At 71.0% G+C, this 17,464-nt stretch carries 16 protein-coding genes; 7 read left to right on the top strand and 9 right to left on the bottom strand.

Features of this window, described 5'->3' with window-relative positions; translation table 11 throughout:
- Positions 1–81: 81 nt before the first annotated feature.
- Positions 82–2,796 (bottom strand): aconitate hydratase AcnA, encoded by a 2,715-nt coding sequence (gene acnA, locus ACIBCJ_RS23990; RefSeq protein WP_362101076.1) that lies wholly within the window; start codon positions 2,794–2,796, stop codon positions 82–84.
- Positions 2,797–3,101: 305 nt separating this feature from the next.
- On the opposite strand from acnA, the gene ACIBCJ_RS23995 reads away from it, so the two are divergent.
- Together ACIBCJ_RS23995 and ACIBCJ_RS24000 are read left to right on the top strand one after the other, a co-directional pair.
- The gene (locus ACIBCJ_RS23995) at positions 3,102–3,299 is read left to right on the top strand and encodes a DUF4236 domain-containing protein (protein WP_133886365.1); all 198 of its coding nucleotides are present in this window, start codon (positions 3,102–3,104) and stop codon (positions 3,297–3,299) included.
- Between the two features lie 86 nt (positions 3,300–3,385).
- The gene (locus ACIBCJ_RS24000; protein WP_365978374.1) at positions 3,386–4,915 is read left to right on the top strand and encodes a UDP-N-acetylglucosamine 1-carboxyvinyltransferase; all 1,530 of its coding nucleotides are present in this window, start codon (positions 3,386–3,388) and stop codon (positions 4,913–4,915) included.
- A gap of 141 nt (positions 4,916–5,056) precedes the next feature.
- On the opposite strand, the gene ACIBCJ_RS24005 is transcribed toward ACIBCJ_RS24000, so the two are convergent.
- The 4 genes from ACIBCJ_RS24005 to ACIBCJ_RS24020 are packed head-to-tail and all read right to left on the bottom strand — an operon-like array spanning position 5,057 to position 8,844.
- Positions 5,057–5,332 (bottom strand): DUF6183 family protein, encoded by a 276-nt coding sequence (locus ACIBCJ_RS24005; RefSeq protein ID WP_365978375.1) that lies wholly within the window; start codon positions 5,330–5,332, stop codon positions 5,057–5,059.
- Positions 5,277–5,537 (bottom strand): DUF6183 family protein, encoded by a 261-nt coding sequence (locus ACIBCJ_RS24010; RefSeq protein ID WP_362101387.1) that lies wholly within the window; start codon positions 5,535–5,537, stop codon positions 5,277–5,279. Before ACIBCJ_RS24010 ends, ACIBCJ_RS24005 begins: the two co-directional genes overlap by 56 nt.
- A 45-nt stretch (positions 5,538–5,582) precedes the next feature.
- The gene (locus ACIBCJ_RS24015; protein WP_365978376.1) at positions 5,583–8,480 is read right to left on the bottom strand and encodes a hypothetical protein; all 2,898 of its coding nucleotides are present in this window, start codon (positions 8,478–8,480) and stop codon (positions 5,583–5,585) included.
- A gap of 52 nt (positions 8,481–8,532) precedes the next feature.
- Positions 8,533–8,844: a trypco2 family protein gene (locus tag ACIBCJ_RS24020; protein ID WP_365978377.1), complete on the bottom strand. Its 312-nt coding sequence runs from the start codon at positions 8,842–8,844 to the stop codon at positions 8,533–8,535.
- Positions 8,845–9,128: 284 nt separating this feature from the next.
- On the opposite strand from ACIBCJ_RS24020, the gene ACIBCJ_RS24025 reads away from it, so the two are divergent.
- Entirely contained in the window at positions 9,129–10,145 is a 1,017-nt protein-coding gene (locus ACIBCJ_RS24025; RefSeq protein WP_365978378.1) for an RDD family protein, read from the top strand.
- 303 nt (positions 10,146–10,448) lie between these two features.
- Here ACIBCJ_RS24025 and ACIBCJ_RS24030 read toward each other — a convergent pair whose 3' ends face one another.
- Positions 10,449–10,967 carry a transglycosylase SLT domain-containing protein gene (locus ACIBCJ_RS24030; protein WP_362101094.1) on the bottom strand — a complete coding sequence of 173 codons (519 nt, stop codon included), beginning with the start codon at positions 10,965–10,967 and terminating at the stop codon, positions 10,449–10,451.
- Positions 10,968–11,469: 502 nt separating this feature from the next.
- Positions 11,470–12,228, bottom strand: coding sequence for a DeoR/GlpR family DNA-binding transcription regulator (locus ACIBCJ_RS24035; RefSeq protein WP_362101097.1), 759 nt, complete (start codon positions 12,226–12,228; stop codon positions 11,470–11,472).
- 48 nt (positions 12,229–12,276) lie between these two features.
- On the opposite strand from ACIBCJ_RS24035, the gene ACIBCJ_RS24040 reads away from it, so the two are divergent.
- The 3 genes from ACIBCJ_RS24040 to ACIBCJ_RS24050 all read left to right on the top strand — a co-directional run bounded on the left by ACIBCJ_RS24040 (position 12,277) and on the right by ACIBCJ_RS24050 (position 15,556).
- Positions 12,277–12,660, top strand: coding sequence for a DUF4406 domain-containing protein (locus ACIBCJ_RS24040; RefSeq protein ID WP_365978379.1), 384 nt, complete (start codon positions 12,277–12,279; stop codon positions 12,658–12,660).
- Positions 12,657–13,388, top strand: coding sequence for an NUDIX domain-containing protein (locus tag ACIBCJ_RS24045; RefSeq protein ID WP_365978380.1), 732 nt, complete (start codon positions 12,657–12,659; stop codon positions 13,386–13,388). Before ACIBCJ_RS24040 ends, ACIBCJ_RS24045 begins: the two co-directional genes overlap by 4 nt.
- A gap of 1,310 nt (positions 13,389–14,698) precedes the next feature.
- Positions 14,699–15,556, top strand: a complete 858-nt coding sequence (locus ACIBCJ_RS24050; RefSeq protein WP_362101390.1) for a DUF2637 domain-containing protein — start codon at positions 14,699–14,701, stop codon at positions 15,554–15,556.
- A 141-nt stretch (positions 15,557–15,697) separates the two neighbouring features.
- Here ACIBCJ_RS24050 and ACIBCJ_RS24055 read toward each other — a convergent pair whose 3' ends face one another.
- The gene (locus tag ACIBCJ_RS24055) at positions 15,698–16,141 is read right to left on the bottom strand and encodes a DUF6299 family protein (RefSeq protein WP_362101108.1); all 444 of its coding nucleotides are present in this window, start codon (positions 16,139–16,141) and stop codon (positions 15,698–15,700) included.
- Positions 16,142–16,380: 239 nt separating this feature from the next.
- Here ACIBCJ_RS24055 and ACIBCJ_RS24060 point away from each other — a divergent pair, with 239 nt between their 5' ends.
- Positions 16,381–16,590: a DUF5999 family protein gene (locus ACIBCJ_RS24060; protein ID WP_362101112.1), complete on the top strand. Its 210-nt coding sequence runs from the start codon at positions 16,381–16,383 to the stop codon at positions 16,588–16,590.
- Positions 16,591–16,613: 23 nt separating this feature from the next.
- On the opposite strand, the gene ACIBCJ_RS24065 is transcribed toward ACIBCJ_RS24060, so the two are convergent.
- Positions 16,614–17,441 carry an alpha/beta hydrolase gene (locus ACIBCJ_RS24065; protein WP_365978381.1) on the bottom strand — a complete coding sequence of 276 codons (828 nt, stop codon included), beginning with the start codon at positions 17,439–17,441 and terminating at the stop codon, positions 16,614–16,616.
- Between the last annotated feature and the right edge of the window lie 23 nt (positions 17,442–17,464).

The following is a 17,464-nucleotide window of genomic DNA, read 5'->3' on the forward strand; positions in this document are numbered from 1 at the left end:
GAGGCATGAGGGTCTGACGGCATGAGCGAGGGCCGCACCCCCCGGCGGGGGGTGCGGCCCTCGACTGTTGTGCGCCGCCGCCTACTTGCGGATCAGGCTGCGCAGCACGTACTGCAGGATGCCGCCGTTGCGGTAGTAGTCCGCCTCACCCGGGGTGTCGATGCGGACGACCGCGTCGAACTCGACGCCGGTGTCGGTGGTGACCTTCACCGTGCGCGGGGTGGTGCCGTCGTTCAGCTCGGTGACGCCGGAGACGGAGAAGGTCTCCTCGCCGGTCAGACCGAGGGAGGACGCGGTCTGCCCCTCCGGGAACTGGAGCGGCAGGACGCCCATGCCGATGAGGTTCGAGCGGTGGATGCGCTCGTAGGACTCGGCGATGACGGCCTTGACGCCGAGGAGCGCGGTGCCCTTGGCGGCCCAGTCGCGGGACGAGCCGGAGCCGTACTCCTTGCCGGCCAGGACGACGAGCGGGATGTTCTGCTCGATGTAGTTGCGGGAGGCGTCGTAGATGAACGACACCGGACCGCCGTCCTGCGTGAAGTCGCGGGTGTAGCCGCCCTCGGTGCCCGGCGCGATCTGGTTGCGCAGGCGGATGTTGGCGAAGGTGCCGCGGATCATGATCTCGTGGTTGCCGCGGCGCGAGCCGTAGCTGTTGAAGTCGCGGCGCTCCACGCCGTGCTCCGTCAGGTACTTGCCGGCCGGGGTGTCGGCCTTGATCGCACCGGCCGGGGAGATGTGGTCGGTGGTGACCGAGTCGCCCAGCTTGGCCAGCACACGGGCGCCGGAGATGTCCTCGACCGGGGCCGGCTCCATGCCCATGCCCTCGAAGTACGGGGGCTTGCGCACGTAGGTGGACTCGGTGTCCCACTCGAAGGTGTCACCGGTCGGGACCGGCAGCGCCTGCCACTGGGCGTCGCCCGCGAAGACGTCGCTGTAGGACTTGGAGAACATGTCCTCGCCGATGGCGTTGGCGACGACGTCGTTGACCTCGGCCTCGGAGGGCCAGATGTCCTTGAGGTAGACCGGGTTGCCGTCCTGGTCGGCGCCCAGGGCCTCCGTGGTGATGTCCACCTTCATGGAGCCCGCGAGCGCATAGGCGACCACCAGCGGCGGGGACGCCAGGTAGTTCATCTTGACGTCGGGGTTGATCCGGCCCTCGAAGTTGCGGTTGCCGGAGAGCACCGAGGTGACGGCGAGGTCGTGCTCGTTGACGGCCTGGGAGACCTCCTCCGGCAGCGGGCCGGAGTTGCCGATGCAGGTGGTGCAGCCGTAGCCGACGAGGTTGAAGCCGACCTTGTCGAGGTAGGGGGTCAGGCCCGCCTTCTCGAAGTAGTCGGTGACGACCTTGGAACCCGGGGCGAGGGTGGTCTTGACCCACGGCTTGCGGGTCAGGCCCTTCTCGACCGCCTTCTTGGCCACCAGGGCGGCGGCGACCATGACGTACGGGTTGGAGGTGTTGGTGCAGGAGGTGATGGCCGCGACCGTCACCGCACCGTGGTCCAGCTCGTAGGTCGTGCCGTCGGGGGCGGTGACCGGGACCGGGTTGGACGGGGCGCCGTCGGTGACGGCGGGGGCGTCGGAGGCCGGGAAGGACTCCTGGCCCGCCTCGTCCACGCTGTCGACGTAGTTGCGCACGTCCTGCTTGAACTGCTCGGCGGCGTTCGCGAGGACGATGCGGTCCTGCGGGCGCTTCGGGCCGGCGATGGAGGGCACGACCGTGGAGAGGTCGAGCTCCAGCTTCTCGGAGAAGTCCGGCTCGGCCTTCGGGTCCAGCCAGAGGCCCTGCTCCTTGGCGTACGCCTCGACCAGGGCGACCTGCTGCTCGCTGCGGCCGGTCAGGCGCATGTAGTTCAGCGTCTCGCCGTCGACCGGGAAGATCGCGGCGGTGGAGCCGAACTCCGGCGACATGTTGCCGATGGTGGCGCGGTTGGCGAGGCTCGTGGCCGCCACACCCTCGCCGTAGAACTCGACGAACTTGCCGACGACGCCGTGCTTGCGCAGCATCTCGGTGATGGTCAGCACCAGGTCGGTGGCGGTGGTGCCGGCGGTGAGCTCGCCGGTCAGCTTGAAGCCGACGACGCGCGGGATGAGCATGGAGACCGGCTGGCCGAGCATCGCGGCCTCGGCCTCGATGCCGCCGACGCCCCAGCCGAGGACGCCCAGGCCGTTGACCATGGTGGTGTGCGAGTCGGTGCCGACCAGGGTGTCGGGGTAGGCCTTGCCGTCACGGGTCATGACGACGCGGGCCAGGTGCTCGATGTTCACCTGGTGGACGATGCCGGTGCCCGGCGGGACGACCTTGAAGTCGTCGAAGGCGGTCTGGCCCCAGCGCAGGAACTGGTAGCGCTCCTTGTTGCGGCCGTACTCCAGGTCGACGTTCTGCTTGAAGGCGTCGTTGGTGCCGAACTTGTCGGCGATGACGGAGTGGTCGATGACCATCTCGGCCGGGGAGAGCGGGTTGATCTTGTTCGCGTCGCCGCCCAGCTCCTTGACGGCCTCACGCATGGTGGCGAGGTCGACGACACAGGGCACGCCGGTGAAGTCCTGCATGATCACGCGGGCCGGCGTGAACTGGATCTCCTGCGACGGCTGGGCCTGGGAGTCCCAGCCGCCGAGGGCGCGGATGTGGTCGGCGGTGATGTTCGCGCCGTCCTCGGTGCGGAGCAGGTTCTCCAGCAGCACCTTCAGGCTGTAGGGAAGGCGCGCGGAGCCCTCGACCTTGTCCAGCCGGAAGATCTCGTACGACTCGTCGCCCACCTGCAGCGTGCTGCGGGCGTCGAAGCTGTTCGCCGACACGACAGTCTCCTTCATTCATGTGCGCGTACCACCGCATCCTGCCGTCAGCATCCCCGGCCGATCCGCTAAGGTAAGGCTAAGTTAGGTATCCCTTACCGGCAGACCGACCGGCGGCGCGCGACTGCGGTACGCCTCGGCAGATATCTCGATGTCGAGATAACTCTAGTACATGGGGGCGGCCCGGTCATGCCCGGGCGCAGTGTGGCGTACGCCCCACCCCGGGTGACCCGTGCGGCCATCACTACGCCGAACGGGGGTATCCGATGCGTGCCGGACCGACCCGGCACGAATCGGAAGGGGGCACGATGCCACTCACGTTCCGCAAGAGTTTCCGGATCCTCCCCGGAGTGCGCCTGAACATCAACAAGCGCTCCTGGTCCATCACGACCGGGGGCAAGAACGGCCCGCGCCACACCCGCAGCAGCACCGGACGTCGTACGACATCTATGGATTTGCCGGGACCTTTCGGGTGGCACCGCACCACGACGAGCAAGCGCCGCTGAGCCGTCACCTGCGGTTCCTTGACGTCGCATCACCCGAACGGACCCCCCGAGAGGCGCCATCTCATATCTGAGATAGCCTCAACCTCATGGCAGACGACTACCTCGTACGCATCGGCAGGCTCATCCGTGACGCCCGGCAGCACCGCGGCTGGACGCAGTCACAGCTCGCGGAGGCGCTCAACACCAGTCAGAGCGCCGTCAACCGCATCGAGCGCGGCAACCAGAACATCAGCCTTGAGATGATCGCCCGTATCGGCGAGGCACTGGACAGCGAGATCGTCTCCCTGGGTTACGCCGGTCCGATGCACCTGCGCGTGGTCGGAGGCCGGCGCCTCTCGGGCGCCATCGACGTCAAGACGAGCAAGAACGCCTGCGTGGCCCTGCTGTGCGCCTCGCTGCTCAACAAGGGGCGCACGGTGCTGCGCCGGGTCGCCCGCATCGAGGAGGTCTACCGCCTCCTGGAGGTGCTCAACTCCATCGGCGTGCGCACCCGTTGGGTCAACGAGGGCACCGACCTGGAGATCGTGCCGCCGGCCGAGCTGGACATGGAGGCCATCGACGCCGAGGCCGCCGTCCGCACCCGCTCCATCATCATGTTCCTGGGCCCGCTGCTGCACCGCATGGACCGCTTCCGGCTGCCCTACGCCGGCGGCTGCGACCTCGGCACCCGCACCATCGAGCCGCACATGATCGCGCTGCGCCGCTTCGGCCTGGAGGTCGCCGCGACCGAGGGCCACTACCACGCGGTGGTGGACCGCTCCGTCCGCCCGGGCCGCCCGATCGTGCTGACCGAGCGGGGCGACACGGTCACGGAGAACGCGCTGCTGGCCGCCGCCCGCCACGACGGCGTCACGGTCATCCGCAACGCCTCGTCCAACTACATGGTCCAGGACCTCTGCTTCTTCCTGGAGGCCCTGGGCGTCCGCGTCGAGGGCATCGGCACCACCACCCTCACCGTGCACGGCATGCAGGTCATCGACGCCGACGTGGACTACTCCCCCTCCGAGGACCCGGTCGAGGCGATGAGCCTGCTCGCCGCCGCCGTGGTCACGGAGTCGGAGCTGACGGTCCGCCGCGTGCCGATCGAGTTCCTGGAGATCGAGCTGGCGGTCCTGGAGGAGATGGGCCTCGACCACGACCGCACGCCGGAGTACTTCGCCGACAACGGCCGCACCCGCCTGGTGGACCTCACCGTCCGCCCCTCCAAGCTCGAAGCCCCGATCGACAAGATCCACCCCATGCCCTTCCCGGGCCTGAACATCGACAACGTCCCCTTCTTCGCGGCCATCGCGGCCTCGGCGCAGGGCCAGACCCTCATCCACGACTGGGTCTACGACAACCGCGCGATCTACCTCACCGACCTCAACCGCCTCGGCGGCCGCCTCCAGCTCCTCGACCCGCACCGCGTTCTGGTCGAGGGCCCCACCCGCTGGCGCGCCGCCGAGATGATGTGCCCGCCCGCCCTGCGTCCCGCCGTGGTCGTCCTGCTGGCGATGATGGCCGCCGAGGGCACGTCGGTGCTGCGCAACGTGTACGTCATCAACCGCGGGTACGAGGACCTGGCGGAGCGGCTGAACTCGATCGGGGCGCAGATCGAGATCTTCCGGGATATTTGAAGGCGCTGAGGGGAAGCAGCGCGAAACCCCTCCTGCCTGCACGGAAGCGGGCAGGAGGGGACGCCCCGTTGCCGCTCCGGGCGCCTCGTCGAAGGCCCCGACGAGCGTTGAGTCCGGCCGGGGCAGCGTGAGCTCCGAACCTCAGCGGCCTCTGAGGACAGGGGCGAAGAAGGCGCCAGGGACGACTGCCCGCCATCCGATCGCGTAGGGGTGGACCCTGATATCGGTCGCCGCCAGCACCGCGACCCGAGTCCGGGCGGGATCGAGCACGGCGAATACCAGGTCCGAAGCGTCCTGGTGAAACCAGTCCGTGAACGCCATGAACCGCAACCACCGGTGATCCGTCGCGCGCCGCACCGCTTCAGAGGGGTACGCAGCTGGGCAACCCCATGAGCGCGTAGAGACTCTCCCAGGCATGCAGCCGCGCGTACGCACCGCCCTGCCCCTGGCCGTTCACTCCGCCGACGTACGAGGCCGAGAACAGTTCGTTGAGCACGTCGTCGGGTGTCGTCACGCAGGCGAGCGCGGTCCCCCGGCGCCTGCCCTCACCCGCCAGACAGCGCAAGGGCAGTTCCTTGATGAAGCAGATGCCGAAGTCGTCGGGGTTCAGTGGGCTCGGCAGCGTGAAGTCACGCCACGCGTCGACGCGGGCGACGTGCCGACAGGGTCAATGTCGGAGCCACTCGAGGAGTTCGTCGTGACGTATCTGGTAGGCGGTGCCGGCTGACCTCAGCAGACCGCGTTCGTGACACCAGCGGAGGAACGCGGTCAGGCGCCACGGCAGCCTTCCACGCATGGCCAGGAGCAGCCCGAGGTACTGGCGACCGGTGACTGCGACGAATCCGGGCCCGGCTGCCACCCCGCAGGCCAGGGCCGTGAGGACAGCGAGGGGCCAGGGAACCCGCAGCCATTCGATGCACAGCGTCCCGTAGAGCGTGAGCAGTACGACGACGAGGCCGGACACCGCTCCTGCCATCACGTCATTGCGCAGGGGAGCCAGCGGCGTGGGCACCCCGGGCGAGTCCGGGTCCGGTTCTCCGCCGTTGTTGCGCCGAGCGGCACGCAGCCCTGCGGGCACCCCCGCGGCCAATCCGATCGCTCCGGCACCGCATCCCGCGATGAGCCCGACGAAATCGCCGAGCCGGCCGACGAGGAATCCCGCCCCCACAGTCACCGACAGGGCAGTCGGGATACTGACGGCCATCAGACGGGGACGGTCGATGTCCGCCCGCACCGACAGTGCCAGGCCGAAGCCGAAGACGGCGGCTGAACCGGTGCCTGCGGCCAACGCGAAGCCGGGACCGAACGCGGGCGTCAGGGGCAGCATCAGGACGCCACCCAGTGTGGCTCCCAGAAAAATCCGGGTCCAGCCGAGTCTGCTGCCCAGCCGCTGAAAGAGGATGCGGCGGGGTTCGACGTACCGTGCCCGTGCGGTCCAGGCCGACAGGAGCGGCGCAGGGGTCAGTAGTGCGAGCAGCACGGCGCCGGGCAGGGGCAGGGCGTGGTTGTGGTGGAGGCAGACCGCCAGGGAGAGCAGGGCGGGGAGCCAGCAGGCGAAGGTGATCGCCGCGGCGGCGTAGCGTGCGCTGCGCGCCCCCGCGACCGGCCACAGCGTGTGGATGGCCAGGTCTCGGGTGGGCACGGCGGCGCCGCGGCCGTCGGCCGGTGTCGCACGGTCGCCGCTGAGGCTCGCGGTGAGCAGCCGTAGCCACCGAGTCACGGCTTCAGCCTGGTACCGCTGGCGCCGGTCGGCCGGATCCCGCTCGCACAGGGACGGGATGAGCTCCTCCAACAGCGTCGCGCGCAGCTCTTCCTGCGCCCGGCCGCCCGAGGCCGGCGCCCCGATGAACGTGAGGAGTCTCGCGGCTCCGGCTTCCGTCTGCGAGGCCAGTGACGCCAGCGTGAGCATCCAGGGTGAGGACAGCACGGCTCCCATGGCCGTCCCCGCTGTGCAGAGATCGTTCTCCAAGTCGGCGAGCCGGGCCCTGTCCACCGTCCGCTCGACCAGGAACCGCCAGCCGTCGACGGGACGGACCCTCTCGATCCGTACCGTCGCACAGTCCAGCAGACGCTGACCGGCACGGCTGAGCCCGGCGTACTCGCCCGAACGGCAGGTCAGCACCAATGGCCCGGCGAACCGGTTGAGCTCGGCGAGCACGGCGACGGCCCTGGGGCGCGCTCCGTCCGCGGGATCCATCTCGTCGAGGCCGTCCAGGACCGGCATGACGCGGCCTGAGGCCAACAAGTCCCGTGCCCTGGTCTCGGAACCGCCCAGGTACTCCTGACTCAGACGAACGCTGAACCAGTCTGCGAACATCACGCCGGTGTCCCACCCGGACAGGTCGACCGGGACCGGCACCGGGCCGTCGTAGTGCTTGCGGGCGAGCGACCGATGAACGAGTTCGTAGGCCAGGAGCGTCTTGCCCGAGCCGGGACCGCCCGTGATGACCAGGCGTTGAGGCCGCAGGGCGTCCAGGTAACGGGCGATGCCGGCGAAATCTCCGCGCGGCCAGGCCCTGTCCGCGTCCCTGCCGTCCTGCGGCAAGGTGACGAAGGTGACGTTGATGGCCTTGTCGTCGTTGCCCAGCAGTTGCCGACGGCGTCGCCCGACCTCCCTGCGAACGGTCTCGCGCAGCCTTCGGACAGCGGCTTCCCGGCCGTCTCCCGCCGCCCGCGTGCCACGGAACCAATCCATGCTCCACCCCGCCAGAAGGCCGGAGAGCGCCGACCCGACCGGCCAAGTGACACCCGGCGCGGGCGGGGAGAACGCCAAAAGTGCCAGTGTTGTCGTCGTCCCTGCCGCCGCGGGCGCCAGCAGCTTCCTCAGACGGTGCCGCGGGGAGGGCGGAGGTAGGGCGACCGGCGTGTAGTCCGGCTCGTCGTCGGGATCCGGAGGCGCCCCGTCGACCTCCTCGGTGACGAAGTGGACGCCGTGGGCGTGCAGAGTCTCCTCGAATCCCGGCAGTTCGGCCAGGACGCTGACGGGTACGGCCTCCAGCACGCCGGGAGCCAAGCTCATCTCCGTGGTCACGATCGCGACCAGGTGCGGTCCGCACAGCAACCCGGCTCCCGAACTGCCGCTCCAGCCCGAACGGCTCGGCGTGATGCCCTCGTCGACGTGCACCGTCGTCATCCGCGACTTCATGCCGTGCAACGGGTCCACGTGCCCACGTATGGGCATGGTGTCCCGTACGTGGTCGGAACGTGTCACCGCGTCGGGAAAACCCAGTCCGAGGCAGGGCAGCCGGTGCTTGCCCACCACCCGCCCGAAGCGCACCGGGGGAGTCACCGGCGGTCGCCAGTCCGGCCCGGTGATCCGCAGCAGCGCCCCGTCCGTGTCCGGCGGCACCTCCGAAGCCACTGCGTCCGGCAGCCACACCGGTTCGGCGGCCGTCCAGTCCGTGCCACCCTCCGGGTCCAGCCGACGGACCTCCACACCGCCGCGCAGGGGAACGCCGGCCACGATGTGGTGCGCGGTGAGCACCAAGTGGTCACCGATCAGGTACCCGCTGCCCGACCTCTTCGAGGCCGGGTTCCAGATCTCCATGACCCGTGTCTGGTCCATCCCCCGCCCCGCCCCTCACCAGACGAGCTGTTCTCCACTCGGACCGTGCGCGCTATCTCGGACGCTGTGGAGAGTCGGCGGAGATCTTCAGATCGTTGCCGTCGCCGTCGACCGGCTGCAACGTGAGCTTGACCCGGTGGACCCGACCCGCATGTGCGGCACCCTGGGCCTCAACCGTCCACGGAAGAACGAATATCCTGGTTCTGACCCCGCTGTCTTTTTTGACCTCCACCGTGAACTCGAGTTCAACCGGTCCGGTCCTGAATTTCAGCGACTCCCCCTCTCCCGTTTCCATGGCGCTCTGCAGTTCGGCGCGAATCACGCTGATGGTCTCCCCCAGCTCGGCCCACGGTTCCTGCGGCACGTCGATACCCCTCGGTTCGAACCGTATCGGGTCCCGATCTCCCCTGGAGCCACAACCAGCAAACACCGGTCTTTCCCAGGCGGCGCAAGGCCGCGCCCCGGTGCATCCCTGTCCGGTTCTCGTCCCCCACGAACACCTGCCCGCCGCAATGGGGCTGCGTTAACCTGTCGCTGTCAATTTCGGCTAGTTGACTCTTCGTCATCACGGGGGCGTGCATGTCTCACCATTCGGGGCCCGCCAGGCCTGCATCAGCCGGAGAATCCGGCTTAGCCTACGGACCGCCTATGCCTGGGTCCGGTCGACGGATCATGGCCTGGCTGATCGATTTCGCCCTCGTGGTCGCGGTGGCCGTTCTTCTCGGCTCCTTCACCTTCCATCGCATCAGCGCAATGATCACCGACACCACCGAGCTGATCGGCAGCAGCGCATGGGAGGTTCTCACCTCGGGCGGCCACCCTCTTGATGCCACCGAGCGGGTGTGGGACCACGTCTGGGGCTCCGCCGTGAGTGCCGTCCAACAGGCGTTCGTCGCGTTGGTGCTCATCACCTTCGCCTACCACTTCGCGGCGCTCGTTCTGACCAACCGCACCCTGGGCAAGCTGCTGACCGGCCTGCGCGTCTCCCCCACCGGGCCGGGTGCCCTCGGCGCTCGCCGGGCCGCGATCCGAGCCGGTGTCACCACGCTCGCCGACGTCGGCTGCTTCGCGGTGGCCTGCTGCGTGCTGGTCAGCGGCTCAGTCGTGCTGTCGGTGCTGTGCTGGGCGGTCGCGGTGGCCGTCTTCTGGGTCAATGGTGCCCCCGCCCTCCGGGGACGCAGGCTCTCCCTCGCCGACCGCCTGGCCGGTACCACCGTCGGCAACATCACGGTGCCCCAGCCCGATTGGGGCGCCGCACGGCAGGGCATCGGCCAGACGATGGACCTGGGGCTCGCCAGGGCCCGTGACAGCCGGGCAGCCTGGAAGAACGCGGTCCAGAACACTCGGGACGGCAGGGTCGCCGGACACGAGACCGTACGGCGAGTCGTCGACTCCGAACTGAACCGGGCTGCCGTGCGCAAGAGCCGGGTCGCGTTCGACCGTGCCAAGGCCGCCGCCACCCGCAGGCGCTCCGACGACGCGCCCCCGATTCCGCCTCACCCCCCTCTCACCGGCTTCGCCGCCCCAGAAGCACCCGTCCCGTACTTCTCCCCGCCTCCGCCTCACCCCCCTCTCCCCGACTTTGCCCACCCCGAAGCCCCCGCCCCGGGCTTCCCCCCGCCTCCCCCGGTGGCGCCTCGGCCACCGATCCGCCAGGAGGATTGAGTTATCCCGGCGTACGGGACATCAGGCGATGCCACGACGCCGATGGCACGGCCGGTCAGTTTCGGCCCACGTGGCCGATGCGGGCATGCGCTTCATCGGATGAGAGCCGTTCGAGCGGTGCGCGTTGCCGTCCGTTCGGGCCGGGCCGATTCGCGATCACCGGCCACATCGCACTCGCATGCACCACGCAGGCGGGGCCGGAGGGACGTGTGGTCCCTCCGGCCCCGCCGTGCTGCCTGGGCCCCGCCGGCCTCCGCGTGGGACCGGTGTCCCCGGGGCTCAGGCGGTCAGTGGGTCCGCCGGTCAGTAGGCGGAGTCGACGTTGTCCATCGAGCCGTACTTGTCGGCCGCGTAGTTGCAGGCGGCGACGATGTTGGCGATCGGGTCGGTGATGGAGTCCTTGGTGCCCTTGACGTGGTAGGCGTCGAAGGTGGGCTGGATCGTCTGGAGCAGGCCCTTCGAGGGGATGCCGTTCTGGGCGTTGACGTCCCAGTTGTTCTGCGCCTTCGGGTTGCCGGACGACTCGCGCATGATGTTGCGGTGCAGGCCCTCGTAGGTGCCCGGGATGTTCTTGGCGTCCATGACGTCCAGGGCGGTGCGGATCCAGCCGTCGAGGTCGTTGCCGTGCTTCTTCTTGCCGGCCTTGACGATGGCCTCGATCTTGTCGGTCTGGGCCTGGGTCTGCGCGGTGGAGGCCTTGGCCGGCTCGGCGGCGTGCGCCGGGCTCGGGGCGAGGGTGAGGGTGACGGCGGCGGCGCCCGCGGCGGCGAGGGAGGCCACGGCGGACTTGCGGATGCTGGGGCGGCGCATGATGGCGTGCATGGGGGTGTACCTCTCCATTCGGGGACGTGATGGGGAGGCCGACGGGGGGTCGGCGACGCGGTGTCCGCGTTGGACGCGGCTTCGCGTCATCAGGGCCGGTGTCTGGATCACGGACGGGCTCTTGCCGTCCGGTCCCGGCGCTCGGCTCCCCGGTACGTCGAACACCTTGCGGAACGCCTCGGCGCCGCGACAAGTGTGTGACCTACTACGCCGCTTCGCAGAAAGGCGGCGTGACGGCCCCGACGGCCGCTCGCCCGCGCGGGCGAGCGGCCGTCGGGCGTCTACTAACTCCGGCCCTGTGTGACGTGGGCCCTGTGCGCGCCCTCACAGGGCCGGTCACCCGCTGACCGCCTACCGTCACCCTGCGAAGGCAGACACCTCACTCGACGGAATGCCCGGGTCACCGTCCGGGGTCGCGAGGGGCGCCGCGTCCGGGTGCCGGGGCGAGGTGGTGCGTGTGACCGCGCGTGACGCGGCTGCGGCTGCGGCTGCGGCGGCTGCGTCAGCCGGCCGGCAGCACGTCGACCCCGCTCTCCGTGAGCTGCTCGATCACCGGGTCGTCCGGGGCCCGGTCCGTGACGAGGCCGGTGATCCCTTCCCAGGGCAGGACTCGGAACCGGGAGGCGGTGCCGATCTTCTCGGAGGAGGCGAGGACGTAGGTGTCCGCCGCCCGGGCGGCGAGGGCGCGCTTCATCGCCGCGTCCTCGGCGTCGCCGGTGGTGAGTCCCGCCTCGGGGTGCACGCCGGTGACGCCGAGGAGGAAGAGGTCGGCGGAGACGTTCTGCGCGGCCTCGACCGCGGCCGCGCCGCAGGCGACCGCCGAGTGCTTGAAGAGGCGGCCCCCCAGCATGAAGACCTCGGCCTGCGGGTGGTCGAGGAGGGCGACGGCGATCGGCGGGCTGTGGGTGATCACGGTGCAGGCCAGATCCCGCGGGAGGGCGTGGGCGACTGCCAGGGCGGTGGTGCCGCCGTCGAGGATCAGCGTGCCGCCGGGCCGCACAAGTCCGGCGGCCACCGCCGCGACCTTCCGTTTGCCGTCCGGGGCCACGCTCTGCCGGGCGCCATAGTCCACCACGGCCGGCGAGACGGGCAGCGCCCCGCCGTAGACCCGCTGACACAGCCCTTCACTCGCCAGATCGCGCAGGTCACGCCGTACGGAGTCCTCGGAGATCCGCAGCTCGGCGGCGACCTCCTTGGCGACGATCTTGCCCCGCCGGGCCAGCAGATCCAGCAGGTGATCGCGTCGTTCCGCAGCCAGCATCCTTGTTCTCTCCCGTTCTTGCACGTTTCTGCATGTATCGTAGCGCCCATGACCGCCAAGCCCTTGCTCATCCTCATCGCCGGCCCCTACCGGTCCGGCACCGACGGCGACCCACAGGCCATGGCCGCCAACCTCGCGCGCCTCGAAACGGCGGCGTGGCCCGTGTTCGCCGCCGGGCACCTCCCCGTCATCGGGGAGTGGATCGCCCTGCCCGTGCTGCGCTCGGCCGGCGCGGGCCCCACCGACCCTCTCGCCGACGAGGTGCTGTACCCGACGGCCGAGCGCCTGCTGGCCCGCTGCGACGCCGTGCTGCGACTGCCCGGCGACTCCGCCGGTGCCGACCAGGACGTCGCCCTCGCGCGCCGCCGCGGCCTGCCCGTCTACTACGACGTCGCGGAGATACCGGCCCTCGACCGGCAGGAGGCGGCGTGAAGTCCCGCCCCGGTGTGGACGTCCCGGACCATCGCGGCCGGACGGGACTCGACCGGGCCGGGCGCGCTCTCGACCGCAACCCCGCCGTACGGGTCCGCGACGTCGAGCTGACCTCCCAGGGCTGGCACGTCCTGCGCCGCACCACCTTCGACTACCGCCGCCGCGACGGCCGCTGGGAAACGCAGGTGCGCGAGACGTACGACCGCGGCAACGGCGCCGTCGTCCTGCCGTACGACTCCGCACGCGGCTGCGTCCTGCTCACCCGCCAGTTCCGGTACCCGGCCTACGTCAACGACCACCCCGACGGCATGCTCGTCGAGGCCGCGGCCGGTCTGCTCGACGCGGACGATCCGCACACCGCGATCCGCCGCGAGGCGGCCGAGGAACTCGGCGTCACCCTCGGGCCGCTCACCCACGTCCTCGACGCCTACATGAGCCCCGGCTCCGTCACCGAACGCCTCCACTTCTTCGCCGCCCCCTACACCCCCGCCGACCGGGCCGGAACCGGCGGCGGGGTGGAAGAGGAGGGCGAGGACATCGAGGTCCTCGAAGTGCCCTTCGCCGAAGCCCTCGCCATGACCCGCGACGGACGCATCACCGACGGCAAGACCGTCCTGCTCCTGCACTGGGCGGCCCTGGACGGCCCCTTCTCCCCGCACCCGGCAGGCCCGGACGGCACCACCCCGCCTCACCGAACGGACGTAGGAGAGTCGACCGGGCCTCGGTAGTGTGTGGCGGATGACCAGCGCCAAGGGGAGCCAGTGGCGGAAGTGGATCGTCCGGTCGGTCTTCGCGGTGTCGGCGGTGCTCGGGGTGGTGGGCGGCCTGGTGGCCGGAGGTACGGCGGGGTGGCTTCCGGTCGTCACCATGGCGGTCGCGGTGCTGGGGGCGCTGGCCGTGGCGGGCCGGCACGAGCGGGTTCCGGCGACGCCGGTGGCCCTGGCCGTGGCGGCGGCGAACCCAGCGGTCCGCTCGGCGGCGGACGGCACGGCGGGGGCACGGGGCTGGCCGGACTCGCCGAGCGCGTGGAGGCCCTCGGCGGCAGTCTGGAGTACGGGCCGCACGATGACGGCGGCTGGCGGGTCGACGCGACGCTGCCGCTGGACTGAGCCGGAGTCAAACTCCGACGTCCCTCTGCTCACGGGCTGCCGCTCCGGCCGGGGGCACGGATCTCGCCGTCGCGGCCCCGGGTGTGCCGCGTGCGAACCGGCGTGTGCGCCGGGCACGGTGAGGTGCAGGTGCCCGGACGCGCGGCGGGGGCAGCCAACCCCGACACACGGCGGCGGCAGTCACCCCGACGCGCGTCAGAGCGCGGCTCCGGGCACGACCGGCGAAGACGGGCCCGGAGTCACCGAAACGCGCGGCGCCGGGAGCGGGGCCGGTGTCAGTCCACCCGTCCGCAGCGCTTGCAGGGCGCCGCGCCGGAAAGTACGGCACGGACGGCACAAACAGCACGGACGGCACGGACGGCGACCTGGCGTCGTGCCGATGACGAACCGGTCGCGTTCGTGGCCCGGAAGGCGGGCCCGCGCGTCTGCCGAACGGGACAGACGACCGCCGCGGGGCCGTCGGCGCGGCTCACTTCTCGAAGCTCACCCGTACGCGCGGCCGAACGGCGCGGTTTCCACCGTTCGCGCGCTGTCCGGTGCTTTTCGTACCGGGTCACGATCCGCACCGGTGTGACTTCGAGATTGGGTAAGTATCGCAGAAATCGTTCACTCGACTGCCGCGCATCCGACGGAGTAGGCAGACGTTACTTCGGATATGACCGAGGAACACGGGGAATCGACAGCGCTCGGCCCGTACACCTACAGGCCCGGCAGAGATCACTTTCCGTCACCGGCTGACGGAACCCTGACCGGAGGCGGTCAGCCCGTCCCGCTCCTGGTGACCGAACCCGTGCTGCAACGCTTCCTCGACGTCATGACCGAGCTGGAGATCGGCCTCGCCGAGCGATGGGGCCGTACGCAGGGTTCGCTGACGTGCTCCCGGCCGGAGTGATCGGCGCCCCGTGTACGAAGAACACCCGCACCCCGACATGCCGTACGGCGAGGGAGCCTTCCGCGCCACCGGCACCGGTACCGGCAGGCACCGGGCGCCCGAGGCGGCGTACCAGGAGGTCCTGGTCCCGCCCGAACCCGGCTGGGACCCGGCCGAGGAACTGGCGTTCCTGCTCCAGGACGCGATGGAGCAGCAGACCGGCGTCCCCTCCCCCTCCGCCACGGACACTTCGGCGCTCGCGCCCGCCCCGGGCACACCGCTGAGCAATCTCCAGGAGATCACGGCGGAGTTGCCCCCGTTGAGGGAGTCCCCGACGAGCCACCGCAGGGTCCGCAGAGGGAGAAAGGTGAGCCGGCTGCGCGCCGCGAGCCTGTTCGTCGCCGCGCTGGCCGCGGTCATCGCGGCCTCCGTGAGCCTGTTCGGCGGCATGGTGGCCTACGAGCCGCTGCGGCTGGCCGCCGTGACCCGTACGCGCGGCAGCGTCGTGTCGTGGTGGCCGCTGCTGGTCTACGGGCCCTGGCTGGTGGCCTCGCTCGCGGTGCTGCGGTCGGCGCTGCACCAGCGCCGCGCGGTGCACTCCTGGGCCGTCGTGCTGCTGTTCTCGGCCATCGCGATGCTGCTGTGCATCGCCGAGGCGCCCAGGACCGTCAGCGACGGCGCCGCGGCCGCCCTGCCCGGTCTGGCCTCGCTGGTCTGCTTCCAGCAGGTCGTCCGCCAGATCACGCTCACCCGGCCGCCCCGGCGCGCGGTGCCGCGCCACCGGCAGCGCGCCGCGGTCACACCGGGTGACGAGGCGTCGGGCAGGGCCGCCTCCGACCCGGTGGCCCTTCCGCAGCAGCGGCAGCACGTGGTGCGTTCACCGCGACCCGGTACGGGGCCCGGGAAAAGAACCTGAACTGCGGCGGAACAAGGGGATCGGAACCGGCCTCCCTTTTCCTCACCGGTACGTAAGGAAAAGGGGGATGCGGAATGCGGGATGCCGACCCGGCCGCGTCCGGGGAGGTGCGGAAGGCGAGCGCGGGGGGGGGGCGAGGGGTCAGACCGCCGTCAGTGTCACGTCCTGCGCCTGACGGGCGTGGAAGCTCGGGAGCGGCACGATGCCCATGGGGCGCAGCTCCATCAGGGTGGCCTCCACGTGGGCCGCCCCGGGCTTGAGGACGACGGTGTCGGGCGTGCCGGTGTTGACCCAGCGGTGCTCCAGGCCGTCGCAGACCGCGCGGGTGCCGCCGACGCCGTACCGGACGGACGGGTCGGTCTGGCTCACCGTGGAGCTGACGTAGACCGGTCCGGTGCCGCCGGTGCAGCGGTAGGTGCCGGAGAGCGTGACACTGCCGTCGGCGGCGAGACGGCCGGTCGGGTCGACGGTCACCGACTCCGCGACGAGGCGGGCGTCATGGGGTGCGGCCGTGACGGCGGGCGCGGCGAGCAGGAGCAGGGTGGCACCGGCGGCCGTGGCGAGGGCGGCGGACCGTACGGACATGGGAACCTCCCGGAAGTGCGGAACGAGGGGTTCCACTGGTACCGGGCGCAGGGGCCGACGACCGTGACCGTCACCCCTTCGGTGGCGAGTCCGCGTCGGCCGTCGTGGAACCGTCGCCGGTGTGTCCGGGTGTTGTCACGCTTGCCGCGCGGGACTTGGCGACGCGTCCACGGCGGGCGCACGGTCGGTACACGCGACGGTCCCGACGACGGGACGGTCTCCCGACGTGGAGGTGCGCCATGTGTACCCACCGGACTTCCTGCCCCGCGGCCGGCTCCCCCGAGGCGCGGGCCGTCACCGCGCACGTCGTCGCCGCCCACCCGGAGCAGGGGTGGAACCTGCTGTGCGACGGCACGATCGTCTTCGACGACACCGGCGAGCTGCGGCCCGACGGTCTGGTCGTCGGCCCGCACCGGGTGTCGGGCGGACACCTGGCGACGGCCGCCTGATCCACCGCGGGCCGCGACGGTGGTCAGTGCTTCTCGGCGATGAACTCCCGCAGCAGGGAGGCGAGCAGCTCCGGCTGGTCCTCGGGGATCAGCGTCCGGGTGTCCTCGACCTCCACCAGCCGCCCCTGCGGGAGGAGTTCGGTCAGGCGCCGGCCGTGCGCGCGGGGCATCATCAGATCCTCGGTCGCCCAGACGACGAGTGCGGGCCGGTCGAACCTCCGCAGCCCCTGGGCGGCCTCCAGCAGTTCGTCACGGCGGACGTGGGTGCCGTAGTGGCGGAAGTCGCGCCGGATCGCCGGGTCGGTGCGCAGCGGACGCAGCCAGCCGTCGACGACCGCGTCCGGCACGGGCCGCTTGGTGAGGGCGCCGATGCCGACCGGGAGGCGGCGCAGCGGCCTGAGGCCAAGGGTGCGCACCAGCAGGGACACGCCGCCGGGGGCCCGGCAGGCGATGCCGATCAGCTTCCCGGGCAGACCCGGCGGGTAGTTGTCGAACGCCTCGCACGCGACGAGCGCCAGCCGTGCGAGCCGCTCCGGGTGCCGGGCGGCCACCGTCTGGGCGCGCCCGCAGTCGTTCTCGACGAGGGTGACGTCGGTCAGGTCGAGGCGGTCCAGGAACTCGGCGATCAGTTCGTTGACCAGGTCGGGCGTGGGCGGTCGGCGCATCGGGCGGCGGTGGGCGCCGTAGGGCAGGGTGGGCGCCACGACCCGGTGGTCGGTGCGCAGGTCGGCGACGACGTTGCGCCAGACGGTGGCGTCGTGGACGAGGCCGTGGAGGAGGACGACGACCGGGCCCTCGCCGCCGGTGTCCTCGTACTCGATGGTTCCCGCGCTCAGCTCGATGTCCGGCATGCCGGAATGGTAGGGGCCAGGGG

This window comes from Streptomyces sp. NPDC051136 (assembly GCF_044455745.1).
In the GTDB taxonomy this organism is placed as follows: domain Bacteria; phylum Actinomycetota; class Actinomycetes; order Streptomycetales; family Streptomycetaceae; genus Streptomyces.

Excerpts from the sequence above, each read along its gene's own strand:
- ACIBCJ_RS23995 (WP_133886365.1), top strand. The coding sequence starts at position 3,102 with ATGCCACTCACGTTCCGCAAGAGTTTCCGGATCCTCCCCGGAGTGCGC.
- ACIBCJ_RS24000 (WP_365978374.1), top strand. The coding sequence starts at position 3,386 with ATGGCAGACGACTACCTCGTACGCATCGGCAGGCTCATCCGTGACGCC.
- ACIBCJ_RS24005 (WP_365978375.1), bottom strand. The coding sequence starts at position 5,332 with ATGCCTGGGAGAGTCTCTACGCGCTCATGGGGTTGCCCAGCTGCGTAC.
- ACIBCJ_RS24015 (WP_365978376.1), bottom strand. The coding sequence starts at position 8,480 with ATGGACCAGACACGGGTCATGGAGATCTGGAACCCGGCCTCGAAGAGG.
- ACIBCJ_RS24025 (WP_365978378.1), top strand. The coding sequence starts at position 9,129 with ATGCCTGGGTCCGGTCGACGGATCATGGCCTGGCTGATCGATTTCGCC.
- ACIBCJ_RS24030 (WP_362101094.1), bottom strand. The coding sequence starts at position 10,967 with ATGCACGCCATCATGCGCCGCCCCAGCATCCGCAAGTCCGCCGTGGCC.
- ACIBCJ_RS24035 (WP_362101097.1), bottom strand. The coding sequence starts at position 12,228 with ATGCTGGCTGCGGAACGACGCGATCACCTGCTGGATCTGCTGGCCCGG.
- ACIBCJ_RS24040 (WP_365978379.1), top strand. The coding sequence starts at position 12,277 with ATGACCGCCAAGCCCTTGCTCATCCTCATCGCCGGCCCCTACCGGTCC.
- ACIBCJ_RS24050 (WP_362101390.1), top strand. The coding sequence starts at position 14,699 with ATGCCGTACGGCGAGGGAGCCTTCCGCGCCACCGGCACCGGTACCGGC.
- ACIBCJ_RS24055 (WP_362101108.1), bottom strand. The coding sequence starts at position 16,141 with ATGTCCGTACGGTCCGCCGCCCTCGCCACGGCCGCCGGTGCCACCCTG.
- ACIBCJ_RS24060 (WP_362101112.1), top strand. The coding sequence starts at position 16,381 with ATGTGTACCCACCGGACTTCCTGCCCCGCGGCCGGCTCCCCCGAGGCG.
- ACIBCJ_RS24065 (WP_365978381.1), bottom strand. The coding sequence starts at position 17,441 with ATGCCGGACATCGAGCTGAGCGCGGGAACCATCGAGTACGAGGACACC.